Source organism: Cellvibrio sp. UBA7671 (assembly GCA_002483145.1).
In the GTDB taxonomy this organism is placed as follows: domain Bacteria; phylum Pseudomonadota; class Gammaproteobacteria; order Pseudomonadales; family Cellvibrionaceae; genus Cellvibrio; species Cellvibrio fibrivorans.
The window spans coordinates 463,868-484,006 of sequence record DLHJ01000019.1 but is presented as its reverse complement, the minus strand read 5'-3'; the positions used below and the strand labels follow the sequence as shown (position 1 = coordinate 484,006).

The 20,139-nt window shown below is 46.4% G+C and carries 18 protein-coding genes; 8 read left to right on the top strand and 10 right to left on the bottom strand.

The window, feature by feature from the left end; genetic code table 11:
- Positions 1-16: 16 nt before the first annotated feature.
- Entirely contained in the window at positions 17-2,269 is a 2,253-nt protein-coding gene (locus B4E62_RS21115; protein ID WP_331353444.1) for a cellulase family glycosylhydrolase, read from the bottom strand.
- A gap of 35 nt (positions 2,270-2,304) precedes the next feature.
- On the opposite strand from B4E62_RS21115, the gene B4E62_RS21110 reads away from it, so the two are divergent.
- Positions 2,305-2,454 (top strand): hypothetical protein, encoded by a 150-nt coding sequence (locus B4E62_RS21110; protein ID WP_331353443.1) that lies wholly within the window; start codon positions 2,305-2,307, stop codon positions 2,452-2,454.
- 351 nt (positions 2,455-2,805) lie between these two features.
- The gene (locus tag B4E62_RS21105; protein WP_310073483.1) at positions 2,806-3,621 is read left to right on the top strand and encodes a polysaccharide deacetylase family protein; all 816 of its coding nucleotides are present in this window, start codon (positions 2,806-2,808) and stop codon (positions 3,619-3,621) included.
- Positions 3,622-3,955: 334 nt separating this feature from the next.
- Here B4E62_RS21105 and B4E62_RS21100 read toward each other — a convergent pair whose 3' ends face one another.
- The 4 genes from B4E62_RS21100 to B4E62_RS21085 all read right to left on the bottom strand — a co-directional run bounded on the left by B4E62_RS21100 (position 3,956) and on the right by B4E62_RS21085 (position 7,854).
- Complete coding sequence (locus B4E62_RS21100) at positions 3,956-4,120, bottom strand: hypothetical protein (RefSeq protein WP_331353442.1); 165 nt, start codon at positions 4,118-4,120, stop codon at positions 3,956-3,958.
- A gap of 182 nt (positions 4,121-4,302) precedes the next feature.
- Complete coding sequence (locus B4E62_RS21095) at positions 4,303-4,605, bottom strand: hypothetical protein (protein ID WP_331353441.1); 303 nt, start codon at positions 4,603-4,605, stop codon at positions 4,303-4,305.
- Between the two features lie 4 nt (positions 4,606-4,609).
- Positions 4,610-5,230 (bottom strand): 23S rRNA (uridine(2552)-2'-O)-methyltransferase RlmE, encoded by a 621-nt coding sequence (gene rlmE / locus B4E62_RS21090; protein WP_331353440.1) that lies wholly within the window; start codon positions 5,228-5,230, stop codon positions 4,610-4,612.
- 122 nt (positions 5,231-5,352) lie between these two features.
- Entirely contained in the window at positions 5,353-7,854 is a 2,502-nt protein-coding gene (locus tag B4E62_RS21085) for an esterase-like activity of phytase family protein (RefSeq protein WP_331353439.1), read from the bottom strand.
- Between the two features lie 216 nt (positions 7,855-8,070).
- On the opposite strand from B4E62_RS21085, the gene B4E62_RS21080 reads away from it, so the two are divergent.
- Both B4E62_RS21080 and B4E62_RS21075 read left to right on the top strand, forming a co-directional pair.
- Positions 8,071-9,690 (top strand): NAD(P)/FAD-dependent oxidoreductase, encoded by a 1,620-nt coding sequence (locus tag B4E62_RS21080; RefSeq protein WP_331353438.1) that lies wholly within the window; start codon positions 8,071-8,073, stop codon positions 9,688-9,690.
- 4 nt (positions 9,691-9,694) lie between these two features.
- Positions 9,695-10,423: an RNA methyltransferase gene (locus B4E62_RS21075; protein WP_331353437.1), complete on the top strand. Its 729-nt coding sequence runs from the start codon at positions 9,695-9,697 to the stop codon at positions 10,421-10,423.
- Positions 10,424-10,468: 45 nt separating this feature from the next.
- Here B4E62_RS21075 and B4E62_RS21070 read toward each other — a convergent pair whose 3' ends face one another.
- Complete coding sequence (locus B4E62_RS21070) at positions 10,469-11,335, bottom strand: alpha/beta hydrolase (protein WP_331353436.1); 867 nt, start codon at positions 11,333-11,335, stop codon at positions 10,469-10,471.
- Between the two features lie 13 nt (positions 11,336-11,348).
- The gene (locus B4E62_RS21065) at positions 11,349-12,272 is read right to left on the bottom strand and encodes a polysaccharide deacetylase family protein (protein WP_331353435.1); all 924 of its coding nucleotides are present in this window, start codon (positions 12,270-12,272) and stop codon (positions 11,349-11,351) included.
- A 235-nt stretch (positions 12,273-12,507) separates the two neighbouring features.
- On the opposite strand from B4E62_RS21065, the gene B4E62_RS21060 reads away from it, so the two are divergent.
- Complete coding sequence (locus tag B4E62_RS21060) at positions 12,508-13,158, top strand: histidine kinase (protein ID WP_331353434.1); 651 nt, start codon at positions 12,508-12,510, stop codon at positions 13,156-13,158.
- 15 nt (positions 13,159-13,173) lie between these two features.
- Here the strand turns inward: B4E62_RS21060 and B4E62_RS21055 are convergent, their stop codons facing one another.
- From B4E62_RS21055 to B4E62_RS21045, 3 genes are read right to left on the bottom strand one after another with little or no spacing between them, the layout of a single operon-like run.
- Positions 13,174-14,673 (bottom strand): SpoVR family protein, encoded by a 1,500-nt coding sequence (locus B4E62_RS21055; RefSeq protein WP_331353433.1) that lies wholly within the window; start codon positions 14,671-14,673, stop codon positions 13,174-13,176.
- Positions 14,670-15,944 (bottom strand): YeaH/YhbH family protein, encoded by a 1,275-nt coding sequence (locus tag B4E62_RS21050; protein WP_310073459.1) that lies wholly within the window; start codon positions 15,942-15,944, stop codon positions 14,670-14,672. Before B4E62_RS21050 ends, B4E62_RS21055 begins: the two co-directional genes overlap by 4 nt.
- A 52-nt stretch (positions 15,945-15,996) precedes the next feature.
- Positions 15,997-17,919 carry a PrkA family serine protein kinase gene (locus B4E62_RS21045; protein ID WP_310073458.1) on the bottom strand — a complete coding sequence of 641 codons (1,923 nt, stop codon included), beginning with the start codon at positions 17,917-17,919 and terminating at the stop codon, positions 15,997-15,999.
- A gap of 295 nt (positions 17,920-18,214) precedes the next feature.
- Between B4E62_RS21045 and aat the strand changes: the two genes are divergently transcribed.
- From aat to infA, 3 genes are all read left to right on the top strand, one after another.
- The gene (gene aat / locus B4E62_RS21040; protein ID WP_310073455.1) at positions 18,215-18,928 is read left to right on the top strand and encodes a leucyl/phenylalanyl-tRNA--protein transferase; all 714 of its coding nucleotides are present in this window, start codon (positions 18,215-18,217) and stop codon (positions 18,926-18,928) included.
- Positions 18,929-18,949: 21 nt separating this feature from the next.
- Positions 18,950-19,657, top strand: a complete 708-nt coding sequence (locus tag B4E62_RS21035; protein ID WP_310073454.1) for an arginyltransferase — start codon at positions 18,950-18,952, stop codon at positions 19,655-19,657.
- A gap of 188 nt (positions 19,658-19,845) precedes the next feature.
- Complete coding sequence (gene infA / locus B4E62_RS21030) at positions 19,846-20,064, top strand: translation initiation factor IF-1 (RefSeq protein WP_039916411.1); 219 nt, start codon at positions 19,846-19,848, stop codon at positions 20,062-20,064.
- Positions 20,065-20,139: the final 75 nt, after the last annotated feature.

The window sequence follows — 20,139 nt, the reverse complement described above, 5'->3', positions numbered from 1 at the left end:
ACAGATCAATGATTAATTAATTGCCCCAAAGATCTTTCAACAAGGTGGTTTTGCGCGTATCGAAAGGCAGCCAGGTTCCCCAGCCGGATTCGTTACTAACAGGGTCATAGGAATGACCATACCAGCCATGGGTATCACCCGATTCCGGATTGATAGACCAATAACAAGCCTGGATGTTTTTCTCTTTCATATAGCTAACAAACGCTTGTTGCCATTGCTGATCGACATTGGTGGTAATGTGGTTCCACTTGGTACGGTCAGAAATACTGCCTTTTTGTGGCCAATCCATATTGCCACCAAATTCTCCGACAACCATCGCAAAACCTTGCGCTCGCAAGTAACCGAAGTGTTCATCCCAACCTGCTCTCAGTTTGGCTGCGTCGATCACGATTCTACAATCAGCATCAGCGGCGGCATCACCTTCAAGACCGGCGCAAGCAGTTTGCGCAGGATCCAAAAAGTGTTTCTGTACGAATACTGATGGACCATAGGTGTGTGGAGAATAAACCAAACGGCTTTTCGGAATGTTGAGTGGGCTGGTGCCCGCTTCAAACAGGTTTTCACCCCAGTTGGGATTGTAGTCTTCCGATCCGTGTGGAACTTCGGTGATGGTAGATGGTGAACCATCCTGATTGTCGGCAGTAGCTGAAATACCTTCCACGAAAATCAACATATCCGGGTTAACCGAATTGATGGCGGTGTAGGCGCTTTCAGACAGACGCTTCCAATCGGCCCAGGTGTAATCCCATGGCTCATTGAAAATATCGATACCAATAATGTTATCAACACCCAACTTGGTAGAAAGACCAGCGATGTCTCTCAGGTTATCCAACCAGATAGATTCGTTGTAAGCGTGAGTGGTGACACCCGGAGTGCCCACTGGCGCACAAGAATAGCCTTCACGAGTGTATTCATAGTTTTCGCGAGTCGCATCGACATAGGGAGGGCGTGCATCCAAACGGCCAGCTCTCCAACCAACATAGTTGGAGCAGGAGTGGATATCCACCAACACCTCGATATTGTTCTGATCGGCCAACTTGATGAAATCCTCCATGGCTTGACGCGCATTGGTTTGACGCACAGACGGATGATTTTTTAACACGCCGCCAGCACGGATATCGCCAATCCCTTGCGGGTTTGTCGCATCGAGCGTTTGGGGTGCAATCGGCAGGCGAATCATGTTGATGCCTTGGGCTTTAATCTCGGTCATGGTCTGCTGGATAGTGCGGCCGGTATTTGCCCACCACATGTTGCCCGCATAAAGCTCCATTGGTGCACCGTCAGCATTGTTTTCTGCATCTTTAGGCTCATGTTGGCCTTCAAGACCAAACCAGTTTCCGCAGCGAACAGGGAATACAGTGCCGTTCTTGGTGATGTTGCCGGTTGCATCCACACGGAAGACACCGCCGGGACTAACACTGGATCGGCTCGAAGAACTGATCGAACTGGGAGTGCTTGAACGCGAAGAACTGATCGAGCTTGGCGTACTTGAGCGCGATGAACTGATCGAGCTACTGGTTACACTAATACTTGAACTTGAGCGTGAACTTGGGGTAACAGAAGACGATGAACTTGAACGGCTGGAACTCACCACACTCGATGAATTACCGCACACACCTGTCACACCAAACGGAGCAGGTTGGCTGGCACAGGTGGTTCTGGAAATACAACTTCTGTTGTTCTCATAACCCCAACCGCTGGTAGTGGTCACGCAAAGCGGATACACAGTGCCGTACCAATTACATTGTTGGAGGCAGCTAGCACTAGTCGAAGAAGAGCTTACAGACGATGGAGCCGCCGATCTTGATGACGAAGATATAGACGAAGGGGTTGCTGATCTTGATGATGAAGATACCGACGAAGGAACCGAAGATGCGGCTGAACCACCCGAACAGACAGAACCATTTACGGTTGGACGCTCCAACGCACCACCATTTTTGTTCAATTGGAAACCAAAACTCACGGTTTGGCCTGGCGGGATAGTGGCGTTCCAGCCTAAGTTGGTCGCGGTGTAGGGGTTGGTAGGCGACACAGTCGCATTCCACGAACCGGTCAAGCGGTTAGTAGCGTACTGCCAACTCACAGACCAACCGTTAATCGTAGAGGTAGTCGAGTTAGTGATTTTGATAGTACCGGTTGCCCCCGTATTCCACTCGTTGTCGATGTTGTAAGAGCAGGCAGCAGAAGTCGCGCTGCTGTAACCCATCGCCATAGTGCAAAGGCTTAACACTGCCAACAGGCTCAGGTTCTTTTTGGGCGGAGTAATCATATATTGTCTCCTTGATTGTTCAGGAAAAAGGGTGGATGCCCCTCGTTATTGTTGATTTACCCTTTAGCAAAGGGCGATTCAATGCCGCACACTCCTGTCGCCTGCCCGTCGGCAAACAAAGTGCAGCCACGCTTAAAATCCGTCGCCGCACCTGTGATCCCTTCACATTCGATGTAAAAACATGACGCGTTGAATAAGTTGGCACTCGAATTTGCTCAGCAAACCGAGGTGTTGATGACTGCTAAAGTGGAGAGCGTTTGTCGCTTAAAAATACATTAATGTTATTATTGTTATTTGTCTTACTCATTAAGACAGCGCTGTCATTCTCATTTTAATTGTACTGGGTTTCCGAGAACTGATTAACAAATGCTCATATTTTTTTCTAATGATTAAACAGATTTATATTCTGAATGAAAAAAACAAAAGCAATTAAGAGTGCAGAAACCTCTGTGCAGAAATGTAAATGCAATAGGTAAACAGGTAAGAACTGACTATCTTTGCTAGCCTAATAATTCAATCAACAAGAGACCTCAACAATGACAATAAAAATCCCCTACCTATTAATCGGCATCGGCTTGGCGTTGGGTACCCACGCGAGTCTTGCAGCAGAAAAATCTTTCACTTGGCCTAATGGCGCCAAAGCTGCAGTGAATCTCGCCTATGACGACGCATTGGATAGCCAACTCGATAACGCGATTCCCACGCTGAATAAATACAAGCTCAAAGGCACTTTCTATTTGAATGTCGTCAGCCCCACACTGACGACTCGCCTCTCTGACTGGCGAGCTGCCGCTAAAAAAGGCCATGAACTGGGAAACCACAGCATTTTTCACCAATGCTCTAAAAGCAGCCCAGGGCGGGAATGGGTACCGGCAGATCGCGATCTGGATAAAGTCAGCGTCGTTCAAATGCAGGATCAAGTTAAAGTGACCAATGCGTTTTTGCACTCGATCGATGGCAAAACTGAACGCACCTACACTCCACCCTGCATCGATTTGAAAGCCAGTGGCAGTAATTATGTCGATGGATTAAAGAGTGAATTTGTCGCCATTAAAGCGGGCTTTGGTGGTGTCACCCCCGATATGAAAACACTGGATCCCTATGTAGTCCCCGTTGATTTTCCGAACGGTGTTACCGGAGAGCAGTTAATTGCTGTTGTGAAAGAAGCAGCAGCCAAAGGCACCATGGCTAACTTTACCTTTCACGGAATTGGTGGCGATCACTTGGTGGTGTCCAAAGAAGCGCACGAAGAATTAGTAAAGTATTTGGCAGCCAATAAAGATATTTATTGGACGGACACTTTCGTTAACATTATGAAATACGTCAAAGCCCAACAGCAAAAATCGCAATAAAAAAACTGCACGATCCTGTCGATAGCAGCGAGCACTGGCTCCCTGCTATTGAGCTGCACTAACGATTTAACTGCGGCAGATATTCAAAAACAAATTTTCCTTAGTAGACTGCAACACCTCGTCAACAGCCAACATTTGTTTATTACTTTGCCACTTCACTAACAGCTCCGCAAATTCCTGCACGCGGCGATCGCCTTAGGAATAATCATCCTGATCGACTAATTTATAATTCACAAACTGGCTAATTTGTTTTTTTGCTTGCTTCCTGTGCACCCCACACACTATTCACGCGCTCATTGGTCATGGATAAAATCCGGCTAGCGCTGCCCTGCTCTTACTCAATAGTGTAGGTGTAATTACCACCCAATTTATCCAGATACTCCTTGGGGAAATATTCAAAGTGGTGATTAATCAATTCATAGCGGTTTTCTTGTTTGATGAGTGCATTGTCACCATATGGTGGCCTGGTCGGTTGAGAATAATAAGCTAATCCGGGCAAGGGTGACTTCCATCAAACATCCTCCATAGGTTCCTTCTATGTATCGGCTGAATCGCGCAACACTTTGATGCAATAAGCTAAAAAAGAAGGCTTTACATTTTTTAAAGCCGTGGTTGCGCAAGATTGTATTTCATCGTTATAAAGCAATCAGTAGCAGGGAAAAATTTTCCGACGAAAAGAGATTAATTCTTTGAATTGAGTCGAATAGCGTAGATGAGATAAAAACCGATAAACGGGGCAGGCAATAAATACCAGTAGTACGCGCTGGTTGTTACATCCTGATAATAGCGCCAGGCAACGAATCCCGCACTAAAAAAGCAACTGGCGGGTAACACATAAAGCGCGATATTTAACCATGCCATCTGCAATTTATTCAGCGTTTTTTCGTTTGCTATACCCGCCGCCGAAAATGCAACTAACAGAAACGACATCATACCCAACATAAGCTGAGCAATAGTACCCGCAATCACCCAGCCTAGAGTCATAGAGTTAACCTTTAAATCCCTTACCCACTACATAAACTTCACGTGAGCGTGGGCGCGATGCATCAGGTTTGCGGATCACGACTTTTTCAAATGACGTACGCACCTCTTTCACGTAATCGTCGTAGCCTTCACCGTGAAATACTTTTGCGACAAAATCCCCTTTGGGTTTTAATACGCTGCGCGCCATATCCAATGCAAGCTCCACCAGGTACATGGACGATGCTTGATCCACCGCATCCACACCGCTGATGTTGGGCGCCATATCGGAGATAACAACATCGGCACGATTGCCACCGAGTTTTTCCATGATCTGGTTGAACACCACTTCTTCGGTGAAATCACCCTGGATAAAATCCACGTGCTCCAGAGAATCCATCGGCAAAATATCCGAGGCAATTACCCTGCCCTTCACGCCCACCAAACGCCCCGCAATTTGCGACCAACTACCCGGCGCCGAGCCCAAATCCACCACCATCATACCGGGGCGAATCAATTTATCTTTTTCATTAAGTTCGAGCAGCTTATAAGCCGCGCGCGCGCGATAGCCATCCACCTGCGCTTTTTTGACATAAGGATCGTTGACGTGTTCTTCCAACCAACGGTTGCTGCTTTTGGATCTGGCCATGAATAACTCTAATTAACTTAGGAAACTTGGCCATTGTAAGCGGTCGCACAGCATAAAACAAAAAACGCCCCCACAAAAAAGGGAGCCGAAGCTCCCTTAAGTCGCACCGAGGAAACAGCCCGTTAAAACAGCTTGCCCAAATTAATCAGCTGGGTCTCGCCGCTGTGGTCATTCACACCGTCGTTGTCGGTCACCATGTATACATCGCCATTTGCCATCAGCGCGGTACCTTCAACTTTCTCAATTAATGGTCCCGTCGTTGCACCTAATACTGGCTTGATATCTTTAATCAGTGTCTTGGTGATAGTTTGGCCATCAGTTACTGCTTGTAAATTAATTTTGTACAGGCGTTTGATAGAGGCATCCAAGCCGCCGCGATTATCACGCTCTAACACCATAAACTCGCCATTGCCGATAGCCGTAATTTCCGACAAGCCTACCCAACCACCCGCAAATTGTGAGCTGTAAGCATCGAGCGAGTAGTAGACAAACTTCCAGGTTTTTGCAGCCAAATCATAAATCCCGATGCGTGGATTTGCTTCGCCTGCCCATGCGCGCTGGAACGCGAGATACAAACTGTTGTTGTATTCCGCTATGCCTTCATAACCGTTATTGATTTGTAGTGCGTTAACTGCTGCAGGCAAATGAATCACCGATTCAATCACACCAAAGGCATCGGTTTTAAAAATCAAATTCATTGATACCGCACTGGCAGCCGCACCTGACCCTTCAGATGCGATCCAGAAGCCACCATCTGCCGCTTTGGCCAAACCTTCAGGGTCGATATTCACAGATTTATCCGCATTAATCATCGCCGCCAATTCCGCATTGGTGAAGCTGGCCAAATGCGCATTCACACCTGAATTTGCAAACACATTATTGGTGTCCATGATTTTGGTTTCGCCAATAATCAGTGCAGGCTTGCTGCTCACATCCACAGTGAAAATTCTATTCTGGCCAAAAAAACTATCTTCGATTGAATAGAGGGTATTAGGATTGTTCACATCGCTAGACAAAGCTGACAAGGCGCTCCAGGGAATTGGATTTCCATCCGGGCGATTCACTGATTGCACCGTCGGATAACGCGCAGCTTGCTGGTTGTAATTGTAAATATTTAAGCCGGAGCGAATCGCTACACCGCGCAGATCGCTTTCCGATGCAACCACATACAAATTGCGCGCGGGAATCGCCAAACCACCTTCGGGTGCCGCACTGGCCGGTAACACTTGTTTGAAAGCAGGCTTGGTTGGATCAGCAACATCGTAAACAAAAATCACACTGGAACGTTCAGAGTTAACAAATAAATAACGGTTGCCGCCGAACACACCCATTTCAATATTTTCTGGCTCATTGCCTTTGGCATCCGAGCGACGATCTTGGTAATGACCAAAGCGAATGGCCATATCATCCAGCGTTGAGCCTGAATCCCACACCACTTGGCCTTGTTTATTAAATACGGTGAACCCACGGCTACCGCCGTTTAAATCACCTTCGTTTGCTGTTGCGAAATAATCTTTATTAATCCAGGTAACGCCATCGGGTTCACGCAGTTGTGCATTTTTGACTTCAATCGGCTTAATTACCGCTGGGCGATTATCGGTGAGGTCAACATTTACCATATCGACCGTGCCCGCCGTGAAATGCGTAGTTACTGTAGCTGTTACTAAATCCACCAACGCGATGTGATTATTTTCTTGTAACGTAACCACAGCGATATTGTCAGTATTGATATCGACAAATTCTGGCTCCGGGTCTGCAGGATACAAAGTGGCGATGCCAGTTAAATTTACATCGCGCAGCGTCCAGCTCGAGGGGGCAGCAGCCGTCAAATCTACGACAACTAATTTACCCGCAGGTAATTGTGGTGGAAGCCCGCCGTTAAGGCCTTCATCGCGTTGGTTTTCTATAACGATGGCCGCATATTTACCGTCGGGACTAATAGCAACTGAATCCGGCTGACCGCCCAGGCTGGCTCGGTGAACAATCGCCTGTGTAGCGATATCAACAACCACAAAATCACCCGATGCATTAACAAAATCGGCTGAAGTATCTACCGCTACTAACGCATGACCACCTTTTACCGCAATCGAGGTTGGTTCACCGCCCATCGCCAAAACACCCTTGGGTTTTGGCAGCGATGGATTACTGATATTCACAAATCCGATTTGTTTTTTAAACGAATCGGTGTAAATCAAGGTCATACCATCGCTGCTAGCTGCCACAATTTCTGCTGCGGTTTCATCATTAGTGTTGCAGGTTGCATTGATTTGCAAACACACAGGAAAAGTAGCGACACGATTAAAATTCATCTGGCTGTTAAGCGCAGTTTTATCGCATTGATAACTGGTCTGCGCTACTTCCGTTGCTTGCAAACTCTGATCGTTGTTTGCATCGATACCGGATTCGATTTTCAGGCCGCCACTGAAGCATTGTGCATCACCCGCTGTCAGAACGGTCTGCTTAATCAAACTGGTTTTACCGTCAGTACCGTTGGCGCCGTTGGAACCATTAGCGCCGTTAGTGCCGTTAACACCGTTTTTACCATCATCGCCACCGCAGCCAACCATCAGTGCGGGTAGTGATATGACGATCAAGAGGGGCAGGATTTTCTTTGCAAATTGCATGGGCTTATCCTTGATAAAAGTTGATTGAGAAGACACTAGCAAGGAAGGATGGTGAGGTTTTATGACGATTCGATGGCAGCCAAATGAAGCTTTGATGACAGAAAAGTGGGCTAAAAAGGGCAAGATTCGTGACCGCTCCCCCAAAACCAGCGTAAAATGCGCGCCAACCGTTAGATATTCCCCCCTTTGCCGGACAGTCACCGGCCAGGAGCCCTCATGATTCGCATTACCGAACTCCAACTGCCATTGGATCACCCCGCTGAAGCCCTGCGCACTGCCATCGTCAAGCGTCTGAAAATCAAAGATACTGACTTGCTCAATTTCACCGTTTTTAAACGCAGTTACGATGCACGCAAAAAGAACAACGAAATCACCTTTGTTTACATCATCGATTTACAAGCGAATAACGAAGAAAAAATTCTCCGCCGTTTTGCGGACGACAAAAATATTCGCCCCGCGCCCGACACCAATTACTATCCCGTCGCAGAAGCACCTGCCGATTTAAACGAGCGTCCAATTGTTATTGGTTTTGGCCCCTGTGGTTTATTCGCGGCACTGACACTCGCACAAATGGGTTTTAAACCGATTGTGTTGGAACGTGGCAAAGATGTCCGCCGCCGCACCAAAGACACTTGGGCACTCTGGCGCAATAAAGTCTTAACACCGGAATCCAACGTGCAATTCGGTGAAGGGGGCGCAGGTTTATTTTCCGACGGAAAACTCTACAGCCAAATTAAAGATCCGAAATTTTACGGCCGCAAAGTCATGCATGAATTTGTACGCGCTGGTGCGCCGGAAGAAATTATGTATGTGAGCAAACCGCACATAGGTACCTTCCGTTTAACCGGTGTCGTCGCGGCGATGCGCGAAGAAATTAAAAGCCTCGGCGGTGAAGTGCGTTTTGAAAGTAAAGTGACAGATTTTATTATCGAGAACGGCCGCATTGAAGGTGTGACGCTAGCCGATGGGGAAACATTGCGCAGCCGTTATGTAGTACTTGCTCTCGGGCATAGCTCGCGTGATACCTTTCGTAAACTGCATGAGCGCGGCGTGTATGTGGAAGCAAAACCCTTTGCAGTGGGCTTTCGCATCGAACACCCACAATCCCTCATCGATCACGCACGCCTCGGCAAATATGCCGGCCATCCGGAACTCGGCGCTGCTGATTACAAGGTTGTCTATCACGCAAAAAATGGCCGCGCGGTTTACAGTTTTTGTATGTGCCCGGGAGGAACCGTTGTTGCTGCAACATCGGAACCCAATCGCGTTGTCACCAATGGTATGAGCCAATACTCGCGCAATGAGCGCAATGCCAATGCCGGTATTGTGGTGGGAATTAATCCGGAAGAAGATTTTCCCGGTGGCCCACTTGCCGGCATCGAACTGCAAGAAAAATTGGAGTCCCACGCGTTTGAATTGGGCGGCAGAGATTACTGCGCGCCGGGGCAATTAGTCGGTGATTTTATTCGCGGTAAAGCCTCAACTGAATTTGGAGAAGTTGAACCATCGTATAAACCCGGTGTATTACTCGGCGATTTGGCCTCTTCACTGCCCGATTATGTTATCGAAGCGATTCGCGAAGCCCTGCCTGAATTCGGCAAACAAATTCGTGGCTTTGATCGCAATGATGCCATTCTCACCGGGATTGAAACCCGCACTTCATCACCTGTGCGGATTACGCGCGAACATGAATCGCTGCAGAGTTTAAATACTCGCGGCTTGTACCCGGCAGGTGAAGGTGCGGGTTATGCCGGAGGAATTCTTTCCGCAGGCGTTGACGGAATCAAAGTCGCTGAAGCCGTTGCTAAAGCTATGCTCGCCGATTTACAAGGTTAATACGATGCAATTAAAAATCGACGACATTAAAAAACTTCACCAAAAAAAATACCGGACAGAGTTCGGTTATTTTTTGGTGGAAGGCGAGCACCTGATTTTGGAATTGGAAAAAGCAGCTGAACAAAACACCGCCTTGCAGGAGTGCGAATTATTCGTCACTGAAACTTACCATAATTTTCCCAGCCGTTTCAAAAAAAATCTGGTCAGCGAAAAACATATGGCGCAGCTATCAGACACTAAAACACCGCAAGGAATTATTGCGGTAGCGCCAATCCTATCCAGCAGCAACGCTACCAACAAAAATGAACGTGCAATTTATCTTCATGAAGTGCAAGACCCAGGCAACCTCGGCACTATTTTGCGCAGCCTCGCCTGGTTCGGCAATTTCCGCTGTTTGCTCAGCCCCGGCTCGGTTGACCCTTATAATCCCAAAGTAGTCCGCTCCAGTATGGGAGCTATTTTTCATGTGCCTGTGGAATTGGATGTACCACTTGAATCAATCGCATCGCGTTTTAAATCCATCGCCACTTTGGATATGAATGGTAAAGTATTGAGCGATAGCAGCTTTAAACAGTTCGACTGCTATGTGTTTGGCAACGAAGCGCGCGGTGTACCACGTGAGGCGCTGCAAAAAATGAATGCACAAGCATTCACTATTGCAGGCTGTGGTGCTATTGAATCGCTGAATTTGGCATCGGCGGTGAATATGTGTGTGTATGAGTTAACCCGATAAAAAGAGCCTATAGAACTATTTCTCTTAAGGCTCTATCGCTATATCCTAGTTTTTAAACGGAAGCATTGCCATCAATCCTTTAGAAAGAAGACCGGGAAAAACACTGTGATGATTTTCATCCTGCAAAACCTCAACACGCAAATTAAATCCTTCATAATTGCGTGAGCGCAGTTGTTTCTCCATCGCCAATAAATCGGTAACCATCGGGTAATAATCATTTTCCAGTGATCCGACAAACATAGCGACATTCGCAGGCAACCGGCTACTAGTTTTGGAAAACTCTTTTTCAAGCGCAAACATAATGCGATTGTCGTACCATAAAGATGGGCTACCGATAATATAGTCGGTAAACAAGTGGGGCTTTTTAAATAAAATATAGGTCCCGAGTAATCCGCCGTAAGAGTGCCCAACAAAAACTCTCGTTTTTGAATCAACGCGGTATTTTTTTTGCAACAAAGGAATGACCTGGCTTTCAATAAAATCTACATACTCTTTGGCATGCCCAGATACCATACGAGCCGGGCTTGAATTACCATTTTTATCTATCGGTGAAAATGTGGGTGTGTAGTCACGCGTACGGCTGATCGCGCGATCATCCCCCTTGGAGTAGGAAATGCCTACAACAATCGCCTCTTTAACAACAGCACCTCCCATTAACGCCATGGCGCCATTGGTAACTGGAAACGCAAAATTGGTGTCATTGACGATAATTAATGGGTAACTTGACTTTGTATCATTATAAGACTTGGGTAGCTGCACATAGAGCTCATAATCTTTGTTATTACTGTTCGCATGAATATTGACAGTTTCATATGCAGGGTAACCAAATGGAGGAAGCTGATTTGCATAACTACTACTCATAAAACCGACAAAGCCTAACACTAACAAAAAAAAGATTTTTCTGATAAACATTTTATTCACTTACTTATTGTTGGTTAAAAATCACGCCCACTTTCGAAAAGGCCTTATCAATATATTCAGTGTTTTCCGATACATGACGCAACTCAGATTCGGGGACACCTTTGCTATTAGCAATAGCGGCTACTCTACCCTGTTTGTGAAATGCGACATTCGGAAAATTGCGAGCAATAGGATCCTGATAGGCTTGTTGAGGGCTAATGATTTTCCAACCTTTGCTACGCAGGTGTGCAATCAAATCGCCCACAAATAATGCAGCCGCATCATTTTCATGTAACAGCATTACATGCTGCGGCGAACGGCCAAGTGATTTTTTAGCAATTGCATCGTAAAACTCAATAGATTTATAGAGCATCTCTACATAGAGTTTTCGTGCTTTATCATAGTCAATCGTCTTTTTTTCTTCCGCTGCTTTTGTTAGCAGCGAACTGAAGTACCAATCAAAATTATCTATAGTGACATAGCCATCTTTGTAGCCAAGCTCTGTGAGCGATTGTTGCAATGAAGTGATTGCAGCCACATCTTTGCCATAATGCAAATAAGGGAAGCGATGATAAGGCAAGAAATTTTTGAGCGGTTTCAGCAGTAAATGGGCGTTGTAGACATCCGTTGGGTAATCCAGGGTTCCCAGCTCGCTCGCCGATTTATGGCTATAGCTGTGATTGGCTAAATGAAATCCAGCAGCAGCGTATTGTTCCAAGCGTTTTTGAGTGTCGCTATTGATGTAATCCGCTTTCACAAAAAATAATGCATCTGGCACTTTGGCTGCAACCAACACATCAATCAGTCGTTTAGTTCGCTCCTGTCCCGTCATCAAGGCAGAATCTGGTGTTGGTGCATCATCAAAGGTGAAAGCAATCTCGCGTGCGCCGAGGACGGGGGTAATCAGCAACGATAAAATAAGTAAAAAATGACGTGATACGTTTTTCATAGAAATCCTATTTTTATAGATTTTATTCCGATGTCACACAGTGTATTTATTGAACAAAAAGTGTGGCCCTGCATTCGTTCAGTTTTTTACTGACCTCATGAATATTCGAAAGTTCAAAGCTGCGAAATTATACAATTTTTACACCCCCTTAAGGCGTACAATAGTTGGACACACGCAGCAACGCGGTCCCGACACATACGCGCTTCGTATCACTCCTCTCTCCTAAAGGCCTTTTATGGCAAAGCTACGTGTTCGCTACCAAACCATTGAATTTGGCTCTACCGATATTCACATCCGCAGCCTGCGTGACAACCAGGAGTTCTCTGATGATAAAGGCGAGGCTGAAGCGCTGGGTATTTCTTCTGCCTCATGGCCACTCTTTGGAATTGTATGGCCATCCGGAGAAGTACTGGCGCAATTGATGGTGGATTATGCGATTGGTGAGAAGCGCATTCTGGAGGTGGGTTGTGGAATTGCCCTGGCTAGTCTGGTCTTAAATCACCGCGAGGCTAACATCACCGCAACAGATTATCATCCGGAAGTGGAAGGTTTTTTAATTGAAAACGCAGAACTTAATCAGGATAAAATTATTCCGTTCATCCGCACCGGCTGGGATGATCCAGTTAGTGATTTAGGTTTGTTTGACGTTATTATCGGTAGCGATCTTTTATACGAAAGCGAACATGTGGATTTACTGTCGGAGTTTATTAACCAACATGCCGCACCGCACTGCGATATTATTTTGGTAGATCCGGGGCGTGGGCATCACGCAAAGTTTAGCAAAAAAATGGTTTCGCTGGGTTATTCACATAGCCAGCGCAAACCAGAAGTTGCGATTAAAACCAGCCAAATCTTTAGCGGGCAAATTCTTACCTACAGCCGATAAAATTAACTGGAAAAGTCAGACGATTTTGTTTTGTGTGCAGTGGTAACTCTGTTTGATCTCTCCCCCATCAACAGAATGCAAATGCACATCAAATCCCCAAAGGCGATGCAGGTGTTTTAATACTTCAGGTGTAGACTCGCCTAAAGGGCGACGATTATGCATGTAATGATGCAGGGTCAAAGATCTATCGCCACGCACTTCAACATTGTAAACCTGAATGTTTGGCTCGCGATTACCCAGATTATATTGTCCAGCCAAAGTCTCTCGCAGCCGTTTAAACCCTGTTTCATTATGGATGGCATCAACGTTGATTTTGTCCTGCTGATCATCATCGACAATACTGAACAACTTTAAATCGCGCATCACCTTGGGCGACAAGAATTGCAGGATAAAACTTTCATCTTTAAAGTTTTTCATCGCAAATTGCAGGGTTTGTTTCCAATCCGAACCGGCAATTTCAGGAAACCAGATACGATCTTCATCGGTAGGTTTTTCGCAGATGCGGCGAATATCGCTCATCATCGAAAAACCAAGGGTATAGGGATTAATACCACTAAAATAGGGACTATCGTACGCGGGCTGTGCCACTACGCTGGTGTGGGACTGCAAAAACTCCAGCATAAAACCATCGCTAACATAGCCGCGCGCATGCAATTCATTTAATAAGGTGTAATGCCAAAATGTTGCCCAGCCTTCGTTCATCACTTGTGTTTGACGCTGCGGATAAAAATACTGGGCTATTTTGCGAACGATGCGAATAACTTCGCGCTGCCATGGCTCAAGCAAAGGTGAATTTTTTTCCAAAAAATACAAAATATTCTCTTGCGGCTCAGCCGGGAATCGGGGGGCATTTTTTTGTGCATCGCTTGCGGCGGATTTGGGGATAGTGCGCCACAAATCGTTCACATGCTTGCGCAAATATTCTTCACGCTCGCTCTGGCGGCGCTCTTCCTCATGTGCAGAAATAGGATAAGGGCGTTTGTACCGATCTACGCCATAATTCATCAAGGCGTGACAGGAATCCAGGATATCCTCCACCGCTGCTATGCCGTAACGCTCCTCGCATTTACTGATGTAGTTTTTGGCAAAAACCAGATAGTCAATAATGGAACTGGCATCGGTCCAGGTGCGGAATAAATAATTACCTTTAAAAAAAGAGTTGTGACCATAACAGGCATGCGCAATTACCAGCGCTTGCATGGTCATGGTATTTTCTTCCATTAAATACGCAATACAAGGATTTGAATTAATGACGATTTCGTAGGCCAACCCCATTTGTCCACGTTTATACGAATGCTCGGTACTGAGCAGTTGTTTACCGTAAGACCAATGACTGTACCCTATGGGCATACCCACAGACGAATAGGCATCCATCATTTGTTCGGAACTGATCACTTCAATTTGGTTGGGGTAGGTATCCAGACCGAATTCTTTGGCAAGCTCGCCGAGAATCTGGTCGCACTCCCGAATCAAATCAAAATTCCATTCAGAGGTGACAAACAGTGGTTTATTCATGCAACCTTCTTATGAAAAAGTTCACGAAAGACGGGGTAAATATCACTTACTTCGCGGATATGTTGCAGGGCAAAATGATCCGGATATTCCTCTTGGATGGACTCATAGGTATTCCAGAGGGCTTGATGTTCGTTGTTAGTGATTTCAATATAGGAAAAATATTGGCAATTGGGTAAAAGATCATCGACCAGGATATCTCGGCACACATCTGAATCTTCACCCCAGTTATCGCCATCCGAGGCCTGTGCACCATAAATATTCCACACCTCAGGTGAATAGCGATCCCGAATAATTTCCTGCATCAGGCGCAAGGCACTGGATACAACGGTGCCACCGGTTTCGCGCGAATGAAAAAATTCGTCCTCATCCACTTCTTTGGCACTGGTGTGGTGGCGAATAAATACAATTTCTGTTTTTTCGTAATTGCGCTGCAAAAATAAATACAGCAGGATAAAAAAACGCTTGGCGATATCTTTGGTGGCCTGGTCCATAGAACCAGACACATCCATAATGCAAAACATCACCGCCTTGGAGCGAGGGATAGGTTGTTTGATATGCAGGTTGTATTTGAGATCGAAAGTATCCAGCCAGGGGATACGGCCAATGGCTTTTTCCAATTTAGCAATTGCATGCATTAATTCCTGCTCGCGCTCTTTATCGCGTTTTGCTTCTGGAATAGCCACCAAGGCAGATAACTCTGCTTGCAACTCAGCCAATTGCCGCCGTTTGCCAGACGCTAAAGCAATGCGCCGCATATTGGCGGAGCGCAACGAGCGGACAATATTAATTCGCCCGGGTTGACCTTCATTGGCAATACCGGCACGAACGGTTTTAAACTCTTCCAACCCGGACAGTTGCCGCTTGATAAGGTTGGGGAGCTCCAAACCGTCGAACATAAAATCCAGAAATTCTTCTTGTGACAGTGTGAATGAAAAATCATCCATACCCTCACCGGAATTACTGGCGTTGCCGCCACTGCCCTGCCCGCTACCACCTTCGGGCCGTGCAATTTTATCGCCCTCCGAAAAATGTTTATTGCCCGGCAAAACACGTTCATTGTGACCACCTTGGCCATGATAAATACTTGGCTCACTAATATCACGCGCAGGAATACTGACTTTACCGCCTTTATCAATATCGGTGATGGATCTTTCACTTACCGCATCGGAAACCGCTTTTTGAATTTGGTGGCGATAGCGCCGTAAAAAGCGTTGGCGATTTACGGCGCTTTTGTTTTTGGCATTGAGACGTCGATCAATAATGTAACTCATACTTCAACCTTAACGTTTGCAACGCAACAGAAATTCGCAAGAGAAGACAGATTTACTGCGATTTTCTAACTCTCAGATACCATTCAGATAACAACCGCACTTGTTTTTCGGTGTAACCGCGCTCCACCATGCGCTGCACAAAGTCGTGATGTTTTTTCTTGTCTTGCACCGAGGCCTTGGCATTGAATGAAATCACTGGCAACAAATCCTCGGTATTGGAGAACATTTTCTTCTCAATCACGATGCGCAGTTTTTCATAGCTGCGCCAATCCGGATTTTTACCCGCATTATTCGCTTTAGCTCGCAATACAAAATTGACTATCTCGTTGCGGAAATCTTTCGGGTTGCTGATTCCGGCCGGCTTCTCGATTTTTTCCAACTCATCATTGAGCGACGAACGGTTGAGGATCTCTCCGGTTTCAGGGTCGCGATACTCCTGATCCTGAATCCAAAAATCCGCATAGGTCACGTAGCGGTCGAAAATATTTTGCCCATATTCCGCGTAAGATTCCAAATAGGCAGTCTGGATTTCTTTGCCGATGAAATCCACGTATTTGGGTGAAATGAATTCTTTTAAGGCATTCAGATATTTCTCTTGCACTTCTTTGGGGAATTGTTCCTGTTCGATTTGTTGCTCCAGCACATACATTAGATGCACCGGGTTAGCAGCAATCTCGGTTGGATCAAAATTAAATACTTTCGATAAAATTTTGAAAGCAAAACGGGTAGATAAACCCGTCATCCCCTCATCGACACCAGCTGCATCGCGATACTCTTGCAATGATTTTGCGCGCGGATCTGTGTCTTTCAAGTTTTCACCATCGTACACACGCATTTTGGAAAATATATTGGAATTTTCCGGCTCTTTAATGCGCGACAACACCGAGAACTGTGCAAGCATTCGCAGTGTATCGGGAGCACAAGGTGCTTTGGAAAGTGAAGAATTTTGGAGAAGCTTTTCGTAAATTTTCATCTCTTCCGTTACACGCAGGCAATAAGGCACTTTGACAATGTACACACGGTCAATAAACGCTTCATTGTTTTTGTTGTTACGGAAGTTTTGCCATTCCGATTCGTTGGAGTGCGCAAGAATAATCCCGTCAAACGGAATCGCTCCCAAGCCTTCAGTGCTATTGAAGTTGCCCTCTTGCGTTGCGGTCAACAACGGATGCAGCACTTTAATAGGAGCCTTGAACATCTCCACAAATTCCATCAACCCTTGGTTGGCGCGGCACAGGCCACCACTAAAACTGTAGGCATCCGGGTCGTTTTGCGGAAACTCTTCTAATTGACGAATATCAACCTTACCCACCAGGGAAGAAATATCCTGGTTGTTTTCATCGCCCGGTTCAGTTTTGGTAATAGCCACCTGATTGAGAATGGACGGATACATTTTTACCACTTTGAACTGGGTAATATCGCCGTGGAATTCGTGTAAACGCTTGGCCGCCCAAGGCGACATAATAGTTTTGATATACCGGCGCGGTATGCCGTAATCCTCTTCCAGAATTTTTCCGTCCTCATCGGGATTAAACAACCCCAGTGGCGACTCAAAAACGGGAGAACCTTTGATGCAATAAATCGGCATTTTTTCCATGAGCGATTTAAGCATTTCAGCCAATGAAGATTTACCACCGCCCACAGGGCCTAGCAGATATAGAATTTGTTTCTTTTCCTCCAACCCTTGCGCCGCATGCTTGAAAAACGACACTATCTGTTGGATACACTCTTCCATGCCATAAAATTCATTAAAGACTTTATAGCGCTTCATGATTTTGTTGGAAAAAATTCGGCTGAGACGTGCATCTTGCGAGGTGTCGATCATCTCCGGTTCACCAATCGCCATGAGCATGCGCTCGGCAGCGGAAGCGTAAACGCTGGGATCTTTTTTGCAGAGTTCGAGATACTCCTTAATCGTTAATTCTTCCTGCTGGGTAGTTTCAAAACGCTCGCGGTAATGGCTGAAAATACTCATAATCTACCTCGGGTTAGCGACTAAAGCGGCAAACGACAGATTGCTAAAACAGTAAACGATGTTGACATTAACAGGCTATAAAAAATTAACTATTAACTGATATCCCTAAGCATAGCCCTAAAATTCTCAAGCATTAAAGGGAATAACAAATTATTGACTGATTTCTCGCTACACTTTTACACTCAAAAAACGCGCCAAGTAATTCAAACTTGTGAGAAATATTGTGTAAGCCCCACTATAGCGGTGCGCGATAAACCTCGTCTTTTTATACGCATAAACTATTGATACGGATTCTATGATTTCAATCCCTTGGCTAAGCCCTGACAATTATGAATTCCCTGATCCAGCGCATGCATTGGATAACCCCGAAGGCCTGCTTGCGGTCGGTGGCGATTTATCGCCAGAGCGAATTCTCGCGGCTTATTATCGGGGAATATTCCCCTGGTTTAATCCGGGTGACCCCATTTTATGGTGGAGCCCCAGCCCGCGCACCGTGGTTTTTCCCGATCAACTGCACATATCAAAAAGTTTGCACAAAACCCTGCGCAAAGGGATTTATCGTGTGACCTTCGACAACTGTTTTCGCACCGTGATGACCGCCTGCGCCGCACCGCGCGCCTACGCCGATGGAACCTGGATTAGCGATGACATCATTGCAGGCTATTGCGCGCTGCATGAACGCGGTTTTGCCCACTCGGTAGAAGTCTGGCGCGGCGCTGAATTAGTGGGTGGGCTCTACGGTATCGCCTTGGGGCAGATATTTTTTGGCGAGTCCATGTTCAGCCGCGCCGATAATGCGTCCAAAGTAGGTTTTGCTCACCTGGTAAGGCAGCTGCGCGCCTGGGATTTTCAGCTGATCGATTGCCAAGTTGCTAACGACCACCTGTTTAGTTTGGGGGCAGTTGAAATCCCGCGTGAAGAGTTCCAGCGAATGCTGATAAACTTTACCGATAAACCCGGCGCGAATTCGCTGATCTGGTCGAATATGACGGTCGCTGCTTGGGAATAACCGGATTTGCGCGAGGCAATCATGTCTGACCTCTCCACCCTCAAGCTATTTGCGACCCAACCTCACCCCTGTAGTTATCTCGATGGGCAAGAGGCGACAACGGTATTTGTCGATCCGGAAGCCAATATTGACCCTACACTCTACACCCAATTATCGCAGTTAGGTTTTCGCCGCAGCGGTGCGCACCTCTATCGTCCGCAATGCCTGCGCTGCCAGGCCTGTGTCTCCTGCCGCATCCCTGTGAAGCTGTTCAAACCCAACCGCTCACAACGCCGCTGTTTTCAGCACAATCGCGACTTATCCCTGCAAATAACTCAAAATATCAACACACTCGAACACTACAACCTCTACTCCCGCTATATCGAGAGCCGTCATCAGGACGGGGATATGTATCCTCCATCCGAAGATCAATACAAGGCATTTCTCACCAGCGAATGGGGTATTACACAGTTCATTGAGTTTCGTCTGGACGGGCGCTTGATTGGTGTGTCGGTGTGCGACCACTTGGGGGATGGCCTTTCAGCGGTCTACACCTTTTACGATGCGAGCGAGGAGAGCCGCAGCTTGGGGAAATTTGCGATACTTGCGCAAATCGAAAAGGCCAAAAGCCTTGGGTTGGACTACCTCTATCTCGGCTACTGGATCAAAGAGTGCGAAAAGATGAATTACAAGATTCAGTATCGCCCCTTGGAATTGCTGGTAAATCGTCGTTGGATGCGACTTAACTGAATGCTCTAGCTTCGACTTGCGCAGATTTGCAGCAAAGCAAAGCGATAAATTGCAGTAAACCCCGCTTTTATCCCCTTTCCCCTTGGCGCCGCTGGTTAATTAAGGCACAATTCACGCCTATTTTTTTACCCCCTCCTATCGCAGTATCGCGATAGGTAGAACTATTGGAAACCTGAGGAAACTGCCGCATGGCAAAAGACGATTGCATTGAATTTGATGGCGAAGTGGTTGATACCCTGCCCAACACCACCTTTCGCGTAAAACTGGAGAATGGACATGTGGTTATCGCCCACATCTCCGGCAAGATGCGCAAAAACTACATCCGCATTTTGACAGGTGACAAGGTTAAGGTTGAGATGACTCCCTATGACCTGACTAAAGGCCGCATTACCTATCGTGCACGTTAATAGCATCCATTAACGTTTCGCATAAAAACAAAAAGCCGCACATGTGCGGCTTTTTGTTTTTCGGTGTAGCTGCTA